Origin of the sequence: Streptomyces mesophilus (genome assembly GCF_040300965.1) — a bacterium.
Lineage (GTDB): Bacteria > Actinomycetota > Actinomycetes > Streptomycetales > Streptomycetaceae > Streptomyces > Streptomyces mesophilus_A.
On the sequence record NZ_JBEPEW010000015.1, the window covers coordinates 15,084 to 33,655 of the forward strand.

An 18,572-nucleotide genomic window follows, 5' to 3' on the forward strand; every position below is an offset into this window, starting at 1 on the left:
TTGCCGTGCTGCTTCGTCACAGATCCCCGCGCGGGCGGGTACTTGCCGCCGCGGTGGCGCTCGCCGGTGCGCTGGTGCTCGCCGGCTGCGACTCCGGCGGTGACGAGGACAAGGCCAAGTCCGCCGGTCAGGACGGTGCTTCGGTGATCGCTCCGGGCAAGCCGGGCGAGAAGGCGGAGGAGATATCGCCCGAGGAGGCCAAGAGGCGGGGCGAGGACGACACCCCGAACTCGGCGGACTTCACGTACGCGCAGATGATGATCGAGCATCACAAGCAAGCGCTCGACATGACAGAACTCGCCCCGGACCGGGCGAAGTCGGAGAAGATCAAGCAGCTCGCCGACCGGATCCACGCGGCCCAGGGCCCCGAGATCCAGTCGATGGAGGCGTGGGTCAAGAACAACGGCGGCCCGCGTGACACGGGCGGACACGATCACGGCACGATGCCCGGGATGGCGAGCGAGACGCAGCTGAAGACGCTGCGCGCGGCGAAGGGCGCGGCCTTCGACGAGCTCTTCCTCAAGCTGATGATCACGCACCACAGCGGGGCCGTCACCATGGCCGAAGAGGTGCTCTCGGGCGGCAACAACGTGCAGGTCGAGGAGATGGCCGCCGATGTGATGGCCCAGCAGACCGCCGAGATCGACCGGATGCGCGAGCTGCCGTAGAGCTGCCGGACCGTCGCTCAGCGGCGGTTGTGCCGGGGCGCGAGATAGCCCGCGTCGCGGGCACCGGCGATCAGTCGCAGGGACTTGCGGCGGCTGCGCCCTGTCGCGTGCATCACGGCCAGCACCGGATCGTGGCCCGCCGCCTGAGCTGCCCGGTACGCATCCGCGACGAAGCGGATCATGTCGCCTCCCCGATGCGCGGACCGCTGGGCCCTGCGGTGCGGCTGCGGCGTCGCGGGCCTCGCGGGCGGTTCAGGGGTGGGCGTGGCCACGCCGTGCCGTTCGGCGACGGCGTGGCGGGCAGCGCCGAGCGGACCTTCCAGCCACTGCGTCAGCGTCGCGAACCCCGCGAGCGGCAGCGGCGGTTGGGCCCGCATGTCCTCGATGGCGATGCCCGATTCACCGGCCACAGCGAGCACTTCGACGTGCGAACCGTCACCGAAGGTCACCCGGACGTTGAACCAGGGAGGCAGCGAACCGGCCGCACCCTGGCCCTCCCAGCCGGCTCCCATCTCGTACGAGGCGAGCTGCCGCCCCGTGGACGCACTGCCGTGCCCCTGGAGTTCCCACACCGGCCAGACCGGTTCGCCACTGTCTCCTCCGCCACCCGCCGGCTCACCGGTCCCCGCGTCGCCGTTCTCCGATCCAGCGCTCCCCCACTGATCGCCATTCGGTCGATTCTGCTCAAATTCTGCATCAAATGATCCATAGAGCACATCAACACCGTAACCGCATAATCACTCATGGTCATCGACGGCACGCGAGCGTTCGCCCCGACGCACTCCCCGCACGCGCGCATCTCCCCTTCCGCCGTACGGGAGTGCGATGCTGAAGGCACCCCGCGGGAGGAGCCTCATCGTGCTTCATGTCGCTGTCGTCGGATCGGGACCGAGCGGGGTCTACTGCGCCCAGTCGCTCGTCCAGCAGGACCGGGTGCCGGTACGGGTCGATGTGCTCGACCGGCTGCCGTGCCCGTACGGTCTGGTCCGCTACGGCGTCGCGCCCGACCACGAGAAGATCAAGTCGCTGCAGAACAATCTGCGGACGGTGCTGCAGGACGAACGGGTCCGTTTCCTCGGCGCCGTCGAAGTGGGGCCGGGCGGTATCGCGGCGCAGGAGCTGCTGCGGCTGTACGACGCGGTCGTGTACTGCGTGGGTGCGGCGACCGACCGTCAGCTGGGCGTCCCGGGTGAGGATCTGCGCGGGAGCTGGTCGGCCACCGAGTTCGTGTCCTGGTACAGCGCCCATCCCGACGCGCAATGGAACGGCGCGCTGAGTGCGGCCCGTTCGGCCGTGGTGATCGGCGTGGGCAATGTCGCCGTCGACGTCAGCCGGATCCTCGCCCGCGGCGCCGACGAGCTGACCGGGACCGATATGCCGGGTGCCGCACTGGACGCGCTGGCGGACAGCCGGGTGCGAGAGGTGCACATGGTGGGCCGGCGCGGTCCCTCGCAGGCGAAGTTCACCACCAAGGAACTGCGGGAGCTCGGCTCGCTCGCGGATGCGGAAGTGGTCGTGGATCCGGCCGAGTTGGCGCTCGACCCGCACTACGCCGACCCCTCGGGGCTGCCCGGGGTGAACCGGCGCAACGTCGAGGCACTGCGCGCCTTCGCGGAACGGCCGACACAGGGGCGCGGACGGCGGATCCATCTGCGGTTCTTCCTGCGCCCGGTGGAACTGCTCGGCGAAGGCGGCGCGGTGCGCGCGGCGCGTTTCGAGCGGACCCTGCCGGACGGGCAGGGCGGGGTCACGGGTTCGGGGGCGTACGAGGAGATCGAGGCACAGCTGGTGCTGCGGTCCGTCGGTTATCGCGGAGTGCCGCTCGACGGGCTGCCGTTCGACGAGCACAACGGCACGGTGCCGCATGCTGCGGGACGGGTGCTGCGGGACGGCGAGCAGTCCGAGGGTGAGTACGTCGCCGGATGGATCAAGCGGGGGCCGACCGGGGTGATCGGCACCAACCGGCCCTGCGCCAAGGAGACGGTGACCTCGCTGCTCGAGGACGCCCCCGGTCTCGTACGCGCGAGGGGCGCGGACGACTCCGTACAACTGCCCGAGCGGCGCGACCCGTTGACGGGACTGCGGTCGGCCGGACTGCGGCCCGTGGAGTGGTCCGGATGGCAGGCGATCGAGCGGGCCGAGGCGGCGCTCGGGGCCTCGCTCGGGCGGGGGCCTGTGAAGATCGGCGAGTGGGATGCGCTGCTTGCGGCGGCCCGGGCGGAGCGCGCCCTGGGAAACGCGCAGGCCACTTCCTGAACTCGCGTCCGAGGTCTGGCGATCGCCGACACAGCGCGGCAACATCCGCGTAATCAACAAACTGTTCAGGCCGCCTACGGTCTCGTGCATCCCCCACTGCGCCCTGCGCCTGAACAGTCATGTCCCCTCTCCCAGTACAGGAGTGCCCGATGGCCTCTGCTCCCCCTGCCGGCTCCCCCGCTCCGGCGACAGAGAAGCATCCCGTCGACCAGGTGCCGCCCACCGGCAAGCTGATCGCGTTCGGTCTGCAGCATGTGCTCGCGATGTACGCGGGCGCGGTGGCGGTGCCGCTGATCGTCGGCGGCGCGATGAAGCTGCCGCCTGCCGACCTCGCGTATCTGATCACCGCGGACCTGCTGGTGTGCGGTATCGCGACGCTGCTGCAGTGCGTCGGTGTCTGGCGGTTCGGCGTGCGGCTGCCGATCATGCAGGGCTGCACGTTCGCCGCGGTGTCACCCATGGTGCTGATCGGCACGCAGGGCGGTGGGCTGCCCGCCATCTACGGGGCCGTGATCATTTCCGGTCTCGCGATGGTGCTGCTCGCGCCGGTCTTCGGGCGGCTGCTCAGGTTCTTTCCGCCGCTGGTCACTGGCACGGTGATCCTGATCATCGGTGTGACGCTGCTGCCGGTGGCCGGCCGCTGGGTCGCCGGGGGCGCGGGTTCACCGGAGTTCGGGGCGCCGAAGAACGTCGGGCTCGCGGCCTTCGTGCTCGTGGTCGTCGTGGCGGTGCAGCGCTTCGGGCCCGCCTTCCTCAGCCGGATCGCGGTGCTCGTCGGCATCCTGGTGGGCACGCTGGTGGCGATACCCCTCGACTTCACGGACTTCGACGGGGTGGGCAAGGCCGACTGGCTCGGCATCAGCACACCGTTCCACTTCGGTGCGCCGACCTTCGAGGCCGCGGCCGTGGTCTCGATGCTCGTGGTCGCGCTGGTCATCATGACGGAGACCACCGGCGACATGATCGCCGTGGGTGAGATGACCGGCCGCCAGGTCGGTCCGCGCAATCTCGCGGACGGTCTGCGCGCCGACGGTCTGTCCACAGTGCTCGGCGGTGTCTTCAATACGTTCCCGTACACCGCGTTCGCGCAGAACGTGGGCCTCGTCGGGATGACCCGGGTGCGCAGCCGCTGGGTCGTGGCCTGTTCGGGCGTGATCCTCGTGCTGCTCGGCCTGCTGCCGAAGCTCGGGGCGATCGTCGCCGCGATCCCGGCTCCGGTCCTCGGCGGCGCGGGCCTGGTGATGTTCGGAACGGTGGCCGCGACCGGTCTGCGCACGCTCGCGACCGTGGACTTCCGCGGCAACCACAACCTGACGATCGTCGCGGTGTCGGTGGCCGTGGGCATGCTGCCGGTCGGAGTGCCGGAGATCTACGAGGAGTTCCCCGACTGGTTCCAGACGGTGATGCACAGCGGGATCAGCGCGGGGTGCCTGACCGCCATCGCCCTGAACCTGCTGTTCAACCATCTGCCGGGCAGCAAGGACGCCCCGGCCGAGAGTGCGGCCGGGGCGTCGGACGCGGGCTCAGCCGTCGGCGAGCCGCCGCTCCTGCCGGGCGGCCGCGTCGAGAACACTGTCGAGAAGGCCGGGGAAGAGCGCGGCTAGATCGTCACGGCGCAGCCCGTTCATCTTCGCGGTTCCGCGGTAGACCTGCTGGATCACTCCGCTCTCGCGCAGCACCCGGAAGTGGTGCGTGGTCGTCGACTTGGTGACCGGCAGATCGAAGTACGAGCACGACAACTCGCCCTCCGCCTCGGCCAGTTCCCGTACGACCTGCATACGCATCGGATCGGACAGGGCATGCAGCACGGACTCCAGACGGATCTCCTCGCGCGCGGGGTGGGCGAGTTCTCGGCTGCTCGTGGCGGTGGTCACGGGGCCTCCTGATCCGGTGCGCCCGGCATGGAGACGGGCGCTGTGAAGTTCATTGTACGAGAGGTCTCGTAGTTTGACATCTCTCGTAGTACGGTGAGTATCGTACGAGGCAGTCGAACGGCTCCGGCCTTCGGCTGCCCGTCCGAACGCCTTTGCCGCCTTTGCCGCTGCCTTTGCCGAAGGAGACTCGCCGTGAGCGCACTGTTCGAGCCCTACACCCTGCGGTCGCTGACCGTCCCCAACCGGCTCTGGATGGCGCCGATGTGCCAGTACTCCGCCGAAGCCTTCGGGCCGAACGCGGGCGTCGCGAACGACTGGCACTTCCAGCACTACGGTGCCCGCGCGGCCGGCGGCACCGGCCTGATCCTCCTCGAGGCCACCGCTGTCTCCCCCGAGGGTCGGATCAGCCCGTACGACCTGGGCATCTGGAACGAGACCCAGGTCGCGGCGCTGCGCCGGATCGTGGACTTCCTGAAGTCGCAGAACACCGTTCCCGGCATCCAGATCGCGCACGCGGGCCGCAAGGCCTCCACCGCCCAGCCGTGGAACGGCGGCAAGCAGGTCGACGAGTCCGCACACGGCTGGCAGCCGCTCGCGCCGAGCGCCGTGCCGTTCGCCGAAGGCGACCGCACCCCCGTCGAGCTGAGCGTGGCGCAGATCAAGGAGATCGTGGAGCAGTTCCGGGCCGCCGCCCAGCGCGCCCTGGACGCCGGCTTCGAGGTCGTCGAAGTACACGGCGCGCACGGCTACTTGATCGGCGAGTTCCTCTCGCCGCACGCCAACAAGCGCACCGACTCCTACGGCGGCTCCTTCGAGAACCGCACCCGCTTCGCCCTCGAAGTCGTCGACGCCGTACGGGAAGTGTGGCCCGCCGACAAGCCGCTGTTCTTCCGCATCTCCGCGACCGACTGGCTTGAGGAAGGCGGCTGGACCGCCGACGACACCGTACGCTTCGCCGCGATCCTCAAGGACCACGGCGTCGACCTCCTCGACGTGTCCACGGGCGGCCTCGCACCCAAGGTCAACATTCCCGTCGGACCCTCCTACCAGGTCCCGTTCGCGACCCGGGTCAAGGAAGAGGCCGGTCTGCCGGTGGCTGCGGTGGGCCTGATCACCGAGGTCGAACAGGCCGACAAGATCGTCGCCAACGGCGAGGCGGACGCGGTGCTCCTCGGACGTGAGCTGCTGCGCAACCCCTCGTTCGCGCGGCTTGCGGCGCGTGAACTGGGTGGCGAGGTGCATGTGCCCGACCAGTACCACCGCTCCGTCTGACAGGTAGCACCGAACAGAGCCATCCCCAAGGGCGCGCCTCGATCCGCCGAGAGCGCGCCCTCGGCGCTGCCTGCCCTCCGCTCCGGAGCCGCGGTCCCCCGTATCGCCGCTGTCACGCCGGCGGGCCTGCGCCCGGTGACTCCGTAGCGGCGCCGAAAGACCCGACCGCGGCAGCGCCGAGATAGCGCCGCGGGGAGGTGCCGACGGTTCGGCGGAACGCGGCGAGAAACGCGCTCGGTGTCGCGTAGCCCACGGCGCGCGCGACCGTGGCCACAGGTCGGCCTTCGGCAAGGAGCGGCAGAGCGGCCCGCAGCCGTACGTGGGTGCGCCAGCGGTCGAAGCTCATGCCGGTGTCCTGGACGAACAGTCGTGTCAGGGTGCGCCGGCTCACTCCGGCGGCCCGCGCGTGGGCGTCCAGGCTCCGAGGGTCCGCGGGTTCGGCGAGCAGGGCCTCGGCCACCATGCGAACACGCTCGTCGACGGGTTCCGGCACGTCGATGGGGGTCGCCGGCAAGGGGTGCAGCAGGTCGAGGACCACTGCCTCGGCGCGGAGTCGTGCGTCATCGGCGAGGTCCTGCCGGTTGAGATAGCCGATCAAGTGGGCGAGCAGCCCGTCCACACCGACCGGCGTGGGCTCGGGCCAGTCCGGCTGACAGCGGCCGGGTTCGAGGTAGAGGCTGCACAGCACCGCCTCGCGGGTCGCGCCGGTGCGGTGGACGACCCCGGCAGGGATCCACAGCGCCCGGGTCGGCGGCAGCACCCAGTGGGTGTCGTCGACGGCGATTCCGAGCACCCCGCTGCGCGTCCAGGCCAGTTGATGCTGCGGGTGGCTGTGCGGTTCGATCCACTGCCCTGCCGACAGCGGGAAGTTCCCTACGACGATCGCCCCCACACCTGGGGGCACGGTTCCGTCTCCCGCCTCGAGCATGTCCTCAGGGTATGGCCTCAGCGCGACATGGTCTGGCCTCGTAGCGGATTGTGGCCAGTCGGGGCGGGTTCGTAGCGTCGCCTCATGCCGATCGATCCCGCGCCCCAAGGGCGCTCACCCAGGCCTGACTCGACTCGCACGCTGACGGGAACTCCGCGATGACCTCGCTTTCTCCTCCCGCCGGCGCCACCGGCTCCGGCCGCCGTCGTCAGGCGCTGATCGTGTTGTGCTTCGTGCAGTTCATGCTCGTTCTCGACGACAACGTGGTGAGTGTGGCGCTGCCCTCCGTACGGGACGAGCTCGGGTTCGGCGCCGCCGGTCTCGCCTGGGTGGTCAATGCGTACTTCCTTGCTTTCGGCGGGCTGTTGCTGCTGTCGGGACGCGCCGCCGACCTGCTGGGCCGCCGTCGCGTGTTCCTCGGCGGTGTGGCGCTGTTCGGCGCCGCGAGCCTCGCCTGCGGGCTCGCCCAGGAGCCCTGGCAGCTGGTGGCGGGGCGGTTCGTCCAGGGTGCAGGCGCCGCCATGGCCAGTCCGGCGGCGCTGTCACTGATCACGCTGCTGTTCCCCGGCTCCGGTGAACGCGCCAAGGCCTTCGGTATCTGGGGCGGCATCGCCGGTCTCGGCGGCACCCTGGGTCTGGTGATCTCCGGTGCGCTGACCGGTCTCGCTTCCTGGCGGTGGATCTTCCTGATCAACCTGCCGGTGGCAGCCCTGGCCCTCGTACTGGTCCCGCGTCTGATCGCCGAGAGCCGGGCCTCCCGCACGGCGCGCCTGGACCTCCCTGGCGCGATGTCGGGCACCGCCGCCGTCCTCGCCCTGGTCTACGGCCTTCTCCAGGCCGGGGAATCAGGGTGGGCCGACCCGAGCGTCACCGTTCCCCTGCTCCTGGCCGTGATCCTGACCGCCGTGTTCCTCAGGGTCGAGACGCGTACCGCCGAGCCGTTGGTGCCGCTGTCATTCCTCACGTTCCGGACGCGCGCCGTCGCCAACGCGGCGACCCTGCTGTTCTCCGCCGCCATGTACGCGATGGCCTTCCTGCTGATGATCCATCTGCAGACGGTCCTCGGTTACGGCCCGCTCAAGGCGGGTTTCGCCTACCTGCCGTACGGGGCCGGAATCCTCGCCGGCATGTGGCTCTCCTCCCGCGCGGTGATCAGGTTCGGTCTGCGCCCGACCCTTGTGGTGTCGACGCTGATCAGCGCGGCCGGGTTGCTCCTGCTGTCCGGTATCGCGCCCGGCGACGCCTACGCATCCGGTGTGCTGCCGGCCATGCTCGTCTCGAGCCTCGGCTGCGGTCTGAGCCTGCCCGCCCTCACCGTCGCCGCGCTCACGGGCACCACCGAGGAGAACGCCGGACTGGGCTCCGCGGTCCTCAGCTCCGTCCAACAGATCGGCGGCGCCGTGGGATTGGCCATCCTGGTCACCGTGGCCGCACGCCGCAGCGACTCACTGGCGGACGCCACCGGCCCCCTGCACGCGGCAACGGCGGGCTTCTCGCTCGCGCTCTCCATCGCCGCAGCCCTTCTCGCGCTCGGCGCCGCCCTCATCGGCGCGCTGCTCGCGAGCCCCGGCACGGATTGAGTCCTCAAGCCCGGTCCGGTCCCGTCCGGGGCGTACACCGCCCACTTCGTCCCGGGACTCCACACCTGCTGAAGTCCCAGGTCCAACGTCGGACCCGGGTCGCGACCAATGGGTGAGGCGGCCGGGGTACCGAGTCGCTTATGTTCAAGGAACGCGCTGCGGTCGTACGGGGATACGCGTGTGCAGCGGGGGCGGAACGCGTACGAGAGGCGAAGGTATGAGCGAGAACCAGGCGGCATCCGTGTGGCAGGGCGAGGAGTTGGACCTCGACGCGTATCTGGAGCGGATCGGGTTCGAGGGGTCGCGGGAGGCGACCTTGGAGACGCTGGGCCGGCTCCAGCGCGCGCACACCACGTCGATCCCGTTCGAGAACGTGCATGCGGTTCTCGGTATCCCCCTCCCCCTCGACCTGGCCTCCGTCCAGGAGCGTCTGGTGCACCGGCGGCGTGGTGGCTACTGCTTCGAACACGTCGTCCTGTTCGCGGCCGCCCTGGAGCGCCTCGGGTTCGACTTCACCGGGATCACCGGACGCATCACGCTCGGCGCCCCCAAAGTGACGCCCGCCACCCATGCCATGGTCGTCGTACGCTTCCCCGACGATCCGCGGTCCTGGCTGTGCGACGTGGGCTTCGGGAGCGGGCCGACCGCACCGATCGAACTCGCCGAGGGCGCCACGCTGGAGGCCGACGGCTGGCGCTACCGGCTGGAGCGGCGGCCCGGAGCGCTCGCCGACACCTGGTCGTTGCACCAGTTCGGGCCCGACGGCTGGTTCGACCGCAACACCTTCGTGCTCGTGCAGCAGTACCCGATCGACTACCGGGTCGGCAGCCACTACGTCGGCAGCCATCCGCGCTCCCCGTTCGTCACGCGGCTGTTCGCCCAGCGCTTCACCGGACCGGAGCAGCACCAACTCGACGGAACGACCTGGAAGATGACCACGCCCGACGGCGTGAGTGTCGAGAAGGAGGTCGAGCCCGCACAGATCGGCGCGCTGCTCGCCGAGACCTTCGACCTGGTGCTCGACGAGGACGAACTTGCGGCGGTCCTGCGGAAGTCCGGGCCGCGGTGACGGTTCGCCCTTTCAACTCAGGGTGCGTCTCGCCGGCCGAGGCCATGGCGTCGCGTGTGAGCTCCGGGCCCTCCACTTCCTGGAGCGCACTACGTCCTGCCTGACGGACGGCCGCGGCCGACGGCTGACGGCGAGGGTCGTCTCGCGCTCACGTGCCGCCCCTCCCGTCCCCTGCCGCGGGCCCAGATCCACCAAGGCCGGTCACCTCGAAGACCTTCGTGGACCTCACAAGGTGAACGCGAGATCTTGACGTACCGCCTCGGCGCCCCAAGAATGACCGCTCTCTGACAACGTTGTCGTACGGGAAGGTCGCACCTCTCGATGTCCCAGCAAGCCTGGATTCCCACCCGCCGTCACGCCCTGCAGATGCTCGGCGCGTCCGGCGCTTTGGCGGCCTTCCCCCTCGCTCTCGGCACGGGCACGGCCGCCGCCTCGACCACCACCGCGGTCCAGGCGGACGAGGACCCGGTGGCGCGGACCTACTACCGCGTGCTCCTCGATCACACCCGCTGGTCCGAGACCCAGTGGGACGCGGCCCAGGGCCGATACACCGCCAAGGACTTCGGCTTCGCCGTCGTGCTCGGCAACGCCGTCCTGCTGACCCGCGGCAGCTACGACGCCGAGCGTGCCGGGGTCGACCGGGACACCCTGCGCGCCCGTACGCTCGCCACGCTGAAGCACTTCGCGGCCTCGAACCGGCTCACGGGCGGCACCGTCTGGGGACGCAAGCTGTTCTTCGACACCACCTTCCAGTCGTACTTCGTCCTCGCGGCGCGCCTGCTGTGGGACGAGCTCGACGAGGCGACCCGCCGCGACGTCGACACCATCGTCCGCGAACAGGCCCGCTACACCGAGGCGTTGGGCACCGAGGACGACCCCGACTCCGGCGACTGGGGCCCCAACGGGCTGACCGGCGGCTTCAAGGGCGACACCAAGCTGGAGGAGATGGGCATCTACGCCCAGGCGCTGGCCCCCGCTCTGGCCTGGGCGCACGACGACCCCCGCTCCGATGCGTGGCGGGCCGCGTTCGGACGCTGGAGCCGTAACGAAGCCGGCCTGCCGGCCGCCGATCTGGCGAATCCCGCCAAGGTGGACGGGGTGGCGATCAGCCGGAACACCGCCCAGAACCTGTACGACACGTTCATCGTGGAGAACCACGGCTCGTTCGGCCCGCACTACCAGGAGGAGCTCTGGCGCACCTCCGGGCGCAACGCCGTCCACTTCCTCACCGCGGGACGGCCTCTGCCCGAGGTCATCACCGCTCAGCCCAACGCCGTTCCGCTGTGGCGCACCCTGCTCGGCGTGATGAGCGACGCCGGCGAACCTCTGATGCCGATGGTCGCCGACCGCGAGCACCTCTACGGCCGCGATGTCATCCCGCTCGCGTTCCTTGCGCAGGTCATGGGTGACCGCACTGCCGCCGCCTGTGAACTCGCCCTCGCCGAACGGCTCGAGGCCTACCAGGCGTACCCGCCGATGCACCGCATCGCGAAGTTCTCGGGCGAGCCCAAGTACGAGCCCGAGGCACGCGCCGAGCTGGCCATCAGCTATCTCCTGCATGAGTGGCGCGCCCGCTCGGGGCGCGGCCCCGTGCGGCCGCTGTCGCAGGCTGAGCTCTTCGAGCAGGCGAGCGGTGTCCACGACTACGGGTCGGGTCCCGGGCTGCTCTCGCACCAGTCGCCCGGCGCGTGGGCCGGCGTCGTCAGCAAGCCGGACTTCGTGAAGTTCGCCTGGCAACCGGCCCACGACGACTGGCTGTTCGCGCTCAGCGGCCGGACGCCGATGTTCCTGCCGGGCACGGGCGCGAAGGTCACCGGAAGGAGCGTGACCGCCTACACGCGGCTGCGGGACGGCTTCGACGGGAGTGCGAGTGTCCTGACGCTGGAGGGCGGCCATGCGGGATTCACCACGCTGCCGTCGGGCGCCGTGGTGTACGCGACCTCCGGTGTGGCGGCGGGTGAGGGGCACTTGGAGGTGCACAACCTGACCATGCCCGGGGTGCCCGGTCTCGACGGCGAGCGCACGTACCGCGCGGCGGAGGGCAGCGCGACAGTCCCCGCCAAGGACGCGACGCAGGCGGCCGCCGCCCCGCGTGTCGATGAACTGACCTTCGCCCGCGGCGAGTTCCGCCATCTGCGGATGCTCGGGGTGCGGCCCGATCCGTCGTACGGTTATTCGCTGTACGCCTTCGAGATACGTGACGGCGCCTCGGGTGAGGACCTGGCACGCGGCGGTACGGCGTCCGCGTCCTCCGCCGATACGGGCAGGGAGGCCGCACGGGCGATCGACGGTGACGGCGCGAGCCGCTGGGCGGTGTCGCGTGCCGATCGTCCGCGGGCCGACAGCTGGATCGCCGTCGACCTCGGCGCCGCCCGTGCGGTGGACCGGGTGACGCTGCGCTGGGAGTCGGCGGCGGGACGCGCGTACCGGTTGCAGGGATCCGCCGACGGGCAGCAGTGGACCGATCTGGTCGTCTGGCCGCGACCGGACCTCTCCAGCCGCGGCGGCTGGCTGGACATCGACGGTCGCGCCGGGCTTGTGGTCCGTGGCGGCTCCAACCCGCTCTCCGTGTACGGCGACACGGTCGTCCTCTCCGACGGTCCGGCCGAGGGGCTGCTGGTCGAGGCACTGCCCGGGGCAAGCGCCGAGGAATTGCGTGCGGCGGCCGCCCGCAAGACGCCCACCGCCGACACCCCGCGGGTCAGGGCGGCGCTCACCGAGCACCACCTGAGCCTCTTCAACCTCTCGTCGGCCCCGGTGTCGACCACGGTCACGCTGCCGCGGTACCCCTCGGCGGCGGTCCGGCTCTACGACGGTGTGCAGACCGTCACCGAGACGGGTACGGAGTACCGCGCCGAACTGGGCGCGGCCTCGGCCGTGTTGGCGGCGCCGCGCATGGAGCTGTCCGGCCGCGGACTTCCGGCCGGGCTGCGCGCCGAGGTGACGGACGGACGCACCGTCCGACTCAGCGGGCCCTCCTGCCGTATCACCGTCTCGGCGCAGGGCAGGAGCGTCGCCGCCACGGTCCACGCGGGACGCACCACCACGGTCACCGTGCCGCGCGCGACGGCCTATCCGCTCGCGGACCTCGCGCTGGGCCGCACCACGTTCCCCACCGCTCCTTTGCCGCCCGGTATGACGGACCCGCGGGCAGCGGTCGACGGGGACGAGGCGACCGCGTGGACCCCCGGGCCTGACGGCCGCATGGTGGTCGACCTGGGTTCGCCCCGGCACATCGGTGAGATCCGCGCCCGGTGGCAGGAGGGCCGGGTGCCCGCCGCATACGTGGAGTTCAGCCTGGACGGCCTGAAGTACACGGACGCGGGACGGATGTCCGACCGCGGCTTCCTGCGCACGGACCACACGGCGCGCTATGTGGCCCTGCGCGTCGGCAGCACGAGCGGCCGTCCCGCGGCTCTGACCGGCCTCACGGTCACGGCCGTCTGACCCAGCCTCACGGTCACCCGTCTGACCGCCCGCCTCAGGGGCGCAGGCTCCGGCCCGCGCCCCTGAGGCATCCGCGCCCCGAATAGGGCGTCAATTCCCGTGCGGATCCGATGCGTTGAGGGTGGCGACCACCTGGTCGTAGTCGCCGCGAGCCTCGCCGTAGCGGAGGAACTTGACCCGTTCGACCTGGATTTCCCTGGCGTCCGGCTGGGTCTCCAGGAGCGTCATCACCTCGTCGACGAATTCGTCGAGCGGCATCGCCCACTCGCTGGTCTCCTGCCCGGGCATCAGCTCGGTGCGCACGGCGGGCGGCTGGAGCTCCACGATCCGCACCGTGGTGTCGGCGAGCTGCAGCCGGATCGACTCGCTGAGCATGTGGATCGCCGCCTTGGTGGCGTTGTAGCTCGGTGTCGCGGCCAGCGGCGCGAAGGCGAGGCCCGAGGAGACGGTGAGGATGGTGGCGGCGGGCTGCTTCTGCAGGTGGTCGACGAACGCCGCGATGAGGCGGACGGGGCCGAGCAGGTTCGTCGTGACGACCGCCTCGGCGGTGGCGAGGAACGACTCCGGCCGGTGCCAGTCCTCCACCTGCATGATCCCGGCCATCGGGACGAGCACGTTGAGCTCGGGATGACGGGTCAGGACGGTCTCGGCCGCGGCGGCGATGGATTCCGGGTCGGCCGTGTCGATACGGACCGCGTCGATGCCGGGGTGGTCCTGCTTGATCTGTTCGAGGAGGGCGGTACGGCGCCCGCCGACGATCACGGTGTTGCCCTTGTCCTTGAGCCGCAGCGCGAGGGCGAGACCGATGCCGCTGGTGGCTCCGGGGATGAAGATGGTGTTGCCGGAGATGTCCATGAATTCACTATGCGATCCCCTGGGCGGATGCGCATCGGCGGGTGAGCAGCACGGGGCCGGGCACACGGGTGCGGCGGACGCTTCCTTCCCCGTGCTGTAACGGGACGCGTCCGACACCTCCCGTTCACCCGTACCGGCGGGGAATGTTCGGTTCCGAGAGCACGCTGCGGGTGTGAGACGAATCGCAGGAATCATCCTCGCGGTGCTGTTGATCGGTGGCGTGGTGGCCGCCGTCGTGGCAGGCCGGGCAGAGGAACGGAGCACGGCAACGAAGACCGTGCGCGCAGTGATCGGATCGGAGAAGGCCGAGTTCTTCGCCGATCCGGATGTCGTGGACGCCCTCGCCGCCAAGGGCTACACCGTGAAGGCCGAGACCTCCGGGTCCTGGGCCATGGAGGGGCTCGACCTCAAGGGGTACGACCTCGCGCTGCCGTCGAGTCAGGCGCCCGCCGTCGAACTCGCCGGCAAGTACAAGGTGACCGGCACGCTGCCGCGCCCCTTCTACTCGCCGCTTGTCGTCGTGGCGCACCGGAACGCCGCCGAGGTGCTCTCGGCGAACGGCCTCGCCACCCTCGACGAGGCCCACCGGGGCACCCTGAAGATGGCCGGCTATCTCGACGCGGCGCGCGAGAACCGTACGTGGCAGCAGCTCAAGGGGAGTGAGAAGTACGGGGAGTTGACGGGCACGCTCTATCTGTCCAGCACGGATCCCGGGACCTCCAACTCCGGCGCCCTGTACCTCGCCGCGGCCTCCTACGTGGAGAACGGCGGCAAGGTGGTCTCCGGCGACGCCGAGATCAAGCGCACCGCCCCGCTGCTGCGCAAGCTGGTCAGCGTGCAGGGCGCCCAGCAGGCCGGCAGTGACGCCGTGTTCCGGGACTTCGTCAGCGGCTCCGGCAATCCGCTCGTGGTCGTGTACGAGTCGCAGGTCGCCTCGCTTCTGCGGGAGGGGCAGCAGCCGGACGACCTGGTCGTGCTCTACCCGGACACCACGGTCAACAGCGACCACACCGTCGTCCCGCTCACGGAGGACGGCAAGGCGGTCGCCGAACTCCTCGCGCAGGACAAGGCGTTGCGCGATCTCGAGGTCCGTCACGGGTTCCGTCCGCAAGGCGGTCCGCCGAAGTTCGCGTCCGGCACCACGTATCTGAAGCAGGAACTGACCGGCGTCCACCAAGCGGCCGTGCCCACCTCCGAGGTGCTGCGCGAGCTGGCGCGGCGGGCGAAGGGATAGGGGGAGCACAGCACATGACCAGCAACATGGCCGGCGATACGACCGGCACTGACGACACTTTCGTCCTGACCCCGCCCCAGCCTGTGGCCGCCGTGCCGCGCGAGAAGGCCGGCGGACTCGTACCGGTCGACGACGGCGTACGGACGGACATGGCCGTCAAGGCAGCCGCCTATGTCGAGGGGCTCGCGGCGCTCGATGCCCGCTCCCCCGAGTTCGCCGGCAAGGTCGGGGAGATCACCTCGCTCGGCGCAGGTGAGATGCGTGCGGCGGCGGCACAGTCCAACCGGATGCTCGAGCGGACCATCCGCAGCCTGCCGGACCAGGGCGGTGACGCCCAGTCGCAGGTCGCGGGCTCGCTCGTGGAACTGCGGCGGGTGGTCGAGGACTTGGACCCGCGCGACCTGCCCGCGTCCAAGGGACGCAAGTTCCTCTCCCGCCTTCCCGGCGGCAACAAGCTGCGCGACCACGTCGCCAAGTACGCCTCCGCGCAAGGCACTCTGAACAAGATCGTGGGCTCGCTGCGCGGTGGGCAGGACGAGCTGCGGCGTGACAACGCCGCCCTGCAGACGGAGCGCGTGCGGCTGTGGGAGAGCATGGGCAAGCTCCAGGAGTACGTGGTCCTGACCGAGGCCCTGGACGGTGCGGTCGAGGACCACATCTCCCAGGTGCCGGACCCGCAGCAGGCCGACTCCCTGCGCGCCGACATCCTCTTCCCGGTCCGGCAGAAGCACCAGGACCTGCTCACCCAGCTCGCCGTGTGCGCGCAGGGCTACCTCGCCATGGATGTCGTACGCCGCAACAACGAGGAACTCATCAAGGGCGTCGACCGCGCCGCGACCACGACCGTCTCCGCGCTGCGGATCTCCGTGATGCTGGCGTCCGCGCTCGACAACCAGAAGAAGGTCATCGAGCAGGTCAACGCCCTGCGCGGCACGACCGAGGACCTCATCAGGGGCAACGCCGAGATGCTCGCCACCCAGAGCGGTGAGATCCAGCGCATCGCCGCCGACCCGGCGGTGGGGGCGGAGACGCTGCGCAGTGCGTTCCAGCAGATCTACCGCACGCTCGACGCCATCGACACGTACAAGGTGCAGGCGACCGAGGCGATGGCGACGACCGTGGAGAACCTGACCGCCGAACTGCAGCACGCGAGCGGCTACTTGGAGCGCAGCCGCTCGCGGGGCGCACTGGAAGGCGGTCTTGGATGAGCAGACTCCGCACCAGGCGGCTCCTCGCGTCCACGCTCGCCGTACTGGCGCTGCTGACGGCCTGTACGGCGCAGGAGAAGCCCGACCAGCGGGACGACAACGCCCCGCGGCCCGGCACCGTACGTGTCCTCGCCTCCAGCGAGCTCGGTGACATGACCGAGGTGCTCGACGAGATCGCCGACGACACCGGCATCGAGGTCCGGCCCACCTACATGGGCACCCTCGACGCGGTGGACCTCGTGGCGAAGGGCGAGGCGGACGGGCAGTACGACGCGCTGTGGCTGTCCTCCAACGACTATCTGCGGCTGCGTCCGCAAGCGGCGGGCAAGGTCGTGTCCGAGACGCCGATCATGTCGAGTCCCGTCGCCATCGGGGTGAAGTCCGCCTCGCTGGCCGAGCTGGGCTGGCAGCCGAAGGACGTCACCTGGAAGCAGGTCGAACAGGCCGTCCAGGAGGGCAAGTTGACCTACGGCATGACGGACCCGGCCCGCTCCCACTCCGGCTTCGCCACGCTGGTCTCCGTCGCGTCGGCGCTCTCCGGCGCCCAGTCCGCGCTCACCGACGCCGATGTCACCCAGGCCACGCCCCGGTTGAAGGAGTTCTTCACCGGACAGAAGCTGACCTCGGGCTCTTCGGGCTGGCTGGCGACGGCGTACAAGCGGCGCGGGAACGTCGACGCGCTGCTCAACTACGAGTCCGTCCTGACCGGCATCCCGGGCCTGACCGTGATCCGCCCCAAGGACGGCGTCGTCACCGCCGACTACCCGCTGTCCTCCCTCGCGTCGAGCGACAGTGCGGCCCGCGAGGACGTACGCCGCCTCACCGAGGCCTTGCGCGGCGACGACGCACAGCGGCTGATCACCGAGCGCACCCGGCGCCGTCCGGTCGTCGCATCCGTACCGGTTGCGGCCGGTCTCGACACGGGGCGGCGCCGTGAACTGCCCTTCCCCGGCAGTCTTTCCGTCGCCGAGGGCCTGCTCGACGCGTACGAGAACGAGCTGCGCCGCCCGTCCCGTACGGTCTACGTCCTCGACACGTCCGGCTCGATGAAGGGCGACCGTCTGGCGCAGCTGAAGCGGGCACTCACCGCGCTCACCGGGGACTTCCGCGAGCGCGAGGAGGTCACGCTGATGCCGTTCGGCTCGGACGTGAAGAGTGTGCGCACCCATGTCGTCGAGCCGGCCGACCCGAAGTCCGGGCTCGACGGCATCCGCAAGGACACCGCGGCGCTCGGCGCTCAGGGCGACACCGCGATCTACACCTCGCTGCGGAAGGCGTACGAGCATCTGGGCAGCGGACAGGACACGTTCACGTCGATCGTGCTGATGACGGACGGCGAGAACACCACCGGCGCCGACGCGAACTCCTTCCGCAGGTTCTACGACGGCCTGAACGGGGCGGCGCGGGAAACACCCGTGTTCCCCATCCTCTTCGGCGATTCCAGCAAGGCCGAGCTGCAGGGCATCGCCGATCTGACCGGGGGCCGGCTCTTCGACGCCCAGGAGAGCTCCCTCGACGGTGCCTTCGAGGAGATCCGTGGCTACCAATAGATTCGGCGGCGTCCGAGGACTCCTGGGATATCTGGAGTCACGTAAGAACATCGCGGGAAGCGCGGGCGGGCTCCTTGGCCTCGCACTCACCTTCACCGGGGTGGCGGGCCCGTACTGGCCCGTCGTGGTGGCCGGGCTCTACGGGGCGGGCGCGCTGATCGCCCCGCCGGAGCGGCCCGCACCACCCGACTTCCCCGGTCCGTCGGCCCAACTCGACGAGGTGCGGGGCGACTTCGAGAAGCTGCGTGCGTATCTGGCGGACGTGGAGCTTTCGGTGACGGCGGCCGCCCGGCTGCGGGAACTCACCGACGTGCTGACCGCGCTGCTCGACCGCGGCTGGGTCGCGGAGCTGCTGGCCCACGATCCGGAGAGCGTGCATGTGCTCTCGCGGATCGTACGGCGCGACCTCCCCGAGGCCGTAGACACCTTCGTACGCACTCGATGGTGGGACCGGATGGGACCGGGATCCGAATCCCCCGAACTGCATCTGGAGCGTCAGCTCGGCCTGCTCAGCAAGGAGACCGAGCAACTTGCCGCCGGACTGCGCGAGACGGAGGCCCGCCGGCAGGAGACCCACACCCGGTATCTGGAGGAGCGGGGCGGCACGTCCTGACACCGCGACGCTCACCCG

General features: G+C 70.4%; 15 protein-coding genes. 11 read left to right on the forward strand and 4 right to left on the reverse strand.

Annotated elements, in window-relative coordinates; genetic code table 11:
• Positions 1-5 precede the first annotated feature (5 nt).
• A complete protein-coding gene (locus tag ABT367_RS08335; RefSeq protein ID WP_352250854.1) occupies positions 6-668 on the forward strand; it encodes a DUF305 domain-containing protein in 663 nt (220 codons plus the stop codon).
• Positions 669-685: 17 nt separating this feature from the next.
• On the opposite strand, the gene ABT367_RS08340 is transcribed toward ABT367_RS08335, so the two are convergent.
• On the reverse strand, positions 686-1,240 hold the full coding sequence (locus tag ABT367_RS08340) for a DUF6214 family protein (protein ID WP_352250856.1): 555 nt from the start codon (positions 1,238-1,240) through the stop codon (positions 686-688).
• 286 nt (positions 1,241-1,526) lie between these two features.
• Between ABT367_RS08340 and ABT367_RS08345 the strand changes: the two genes are divergently transcribed.
• Positions 1,527-2,924, forward strand: a complete 1,398-nt coding sequence (locus tag ABT367_RS08345) for an FAD-dependent oxidoreductase (RefSeq protein ID WP_352250858.1) — start codon at positions 1,527-1,529, stop codon at positions 2,922-2,924.
• Between the two features lie 149 nt (positions 2,925-3,073).
• On the forward strand, positions 3,074-4,528 hold the full coding sequence (locus ABT367_RS08350; protein ID WP_352250860.1) for a nucleobase:cation symporter-2 family protein: 1,455 nt from the start codon (positions 3,074-3,076) through the stop codon (positions 4,526-4,528).
• Here ABT367_RS08350 and ABT367_RS08355 read toward each other — a convergent pair.
• The gene (locus ABT367_RS08355) at positions 4,448-4,798 is read right to left on the reverse strand and encodes an ArsR/SmtB family transcription factor (protein WP_307813520.1); all 351 of its coding nucleotides are present in this window, start codon (positions 4,796-4,798) and stop codon (positions 4,448-4,450) included. The two genes, ABT367_RS08350 and ABT367_RS08355, sit on opposite strands and share 81 nt — an antisense overlap.
• Positions 4,799-4,990: 192 nt before the next feature.
• Here ABT367_RS08355 and ABT367_RS08360 point away from each other — a divergent pair, with 192 nt between their 5' ends.
• Positions 4,991-6,070: an NADH:flavin oxidoreductase/NADH oxidase gene (locus ABT367_RS08360; protein ID WP_352250862.1), complete on the forward strand. Its 1,080-nt coding sequence runs from the start codon at positions 4,991-4,993 to the stop codon at positions 6,068-6,070.
• A gap of 112 nt (positions 6,071-6,182) precedes the next feature.
• Here ABT367_RS08360 and ABT367_RS08365 read toward each other — a convergent pair whose 3' ends face one another.
• On the reverse strand, positions 6,183-6,998 hold the full coding sequence (locus tag ABT367_RS08365; RefSeq protein ID WP_352250864.1) for a helix-turn-helix transcriptional regulator: 816 nt from the start codon (positions 6,996-6,998) through the stop codon (positions 6,183-6,185).
• A gap of 158 nt (positions 6,999-7,156) precedes the next feature.
• Here ABT367_RS08365 and ABT367_RS08370 point away from each other — a divergent pair, with 158 nt between their 5' ends.
• From ABT367_RS08370 to ABT367_RS08380, 3 genes are all read left to right on the forward strand, one after another.
• Positions 7,157-8,578 carry an MFS transporter gene (locus tag ABT367_RS08370; protein WP_352250866.1) on the forward strand — a complete coding sequence of 474 codons (1,422 nt, stop codon included), beginning with the start codon at positions 7,157-7,159 and terminating at the stop codon, positions 8,576-8,578.
• A gap of 217 nt (positions 8,579-8,795) precedes the next feature.
• Complete coding sequence (locus ABT367_RS08375) at positions 8,796-9,647, forward strand: arylamine N-acetyltransferase family protein (RefSeq protein ID WP_352250868.1); 852 nt, start codon at positions 8,796-8,798, stop codon at positions 9,645-9,647.
• 321 nt (positions 9,648-9,968) lie between these two features.
• Positions 9,969-13,094 (forward strand): discoidin domain-containing protein, encoded by a 3,126-nt coding sequence (locus ABT367_RS08380; RefSeq protein ID WP_352250870.1) that lies wholly within the window; start codon positions 9,969-9,971, stop codon positions 13,092-13,094.
• A 90-nt stretch (positions 13,095-13,184) separates the two neighbouring features.
• Here the strand turns inward: ABT367_RS08380 and ABT367_RS08385 are convergent, their stop codons facing one another.
• Complete coding sequence (locus ABT367_RS08385) at positions 13,185-13,949, reverse strand: SDR family oxidoreductase (protein WP_352250872.1); 765 nt, start codon at positions 13,947-13,949, stop codon at positions 13,185-13,187.
• Positions 13,950-14,121: 172 nt separating this feature from the next.
• On the opposite strand from ABT367_RS08385, the gene ABT367_RS08390 reads away from it, so the two are divergent.
• Genes ABT367_RS08390 through ABT367_RS08405 form a run of 4 tightly spaced genes read left to right on the forward strand, consistent with a single transcriptional unit; the run spans position 14,122 to position 18,554 of the window.
• A complete protein-coding gene (locus tag ABT367_RS08390; protein ID WP_352250874.1) occupies positions 14,122-15,183 on the forward strand; it encodes a hypothetical protein in 1,062 nt (353 codons plus the stop codon).
• A 14-nt stretch (positions 15,184-15,197) separates the two neighbouring features.
• Positions 15,198-16,391 carry a toxic anion resistance protein gene (locus ABT367_RS08395; RefSeq protein WP_352250875.1) on the forward strand — a complete coding sequence of 398 codons (1,194 nt, stop codon included), beginning with the start codon at positions 15,198-15,200 and terminating at the stop codon, positions 16,389-16,391.
• A complete protein-coding gene (locus ABT367_RS08400) occupies positions 16,388-17,941 on the forward strand; it encodes a vWA domain-containing protein (RefSeq protein ID WP_352250877.1) in 1,554 nt (517 codons plus the stop codon). Before ABT367_RS08395 ends, ABT367_RS08400 begins: the two co-directional genes overlap by 4 nt.
• Entirely contained in the window at positions 17,928-18,554 is a 627-nt protein-coding gene (locus tag ABT367_RS08405) for a hypothetical protein (protein WP_352250879.1), read from the forward strand. Before ABT367_RS08400 ends, ABT367_RS08405 begins: the two co-directional genes overlap by 14 nt.
• Positions 18,555-18,572 lie beyond the last annotated feature (18 nt).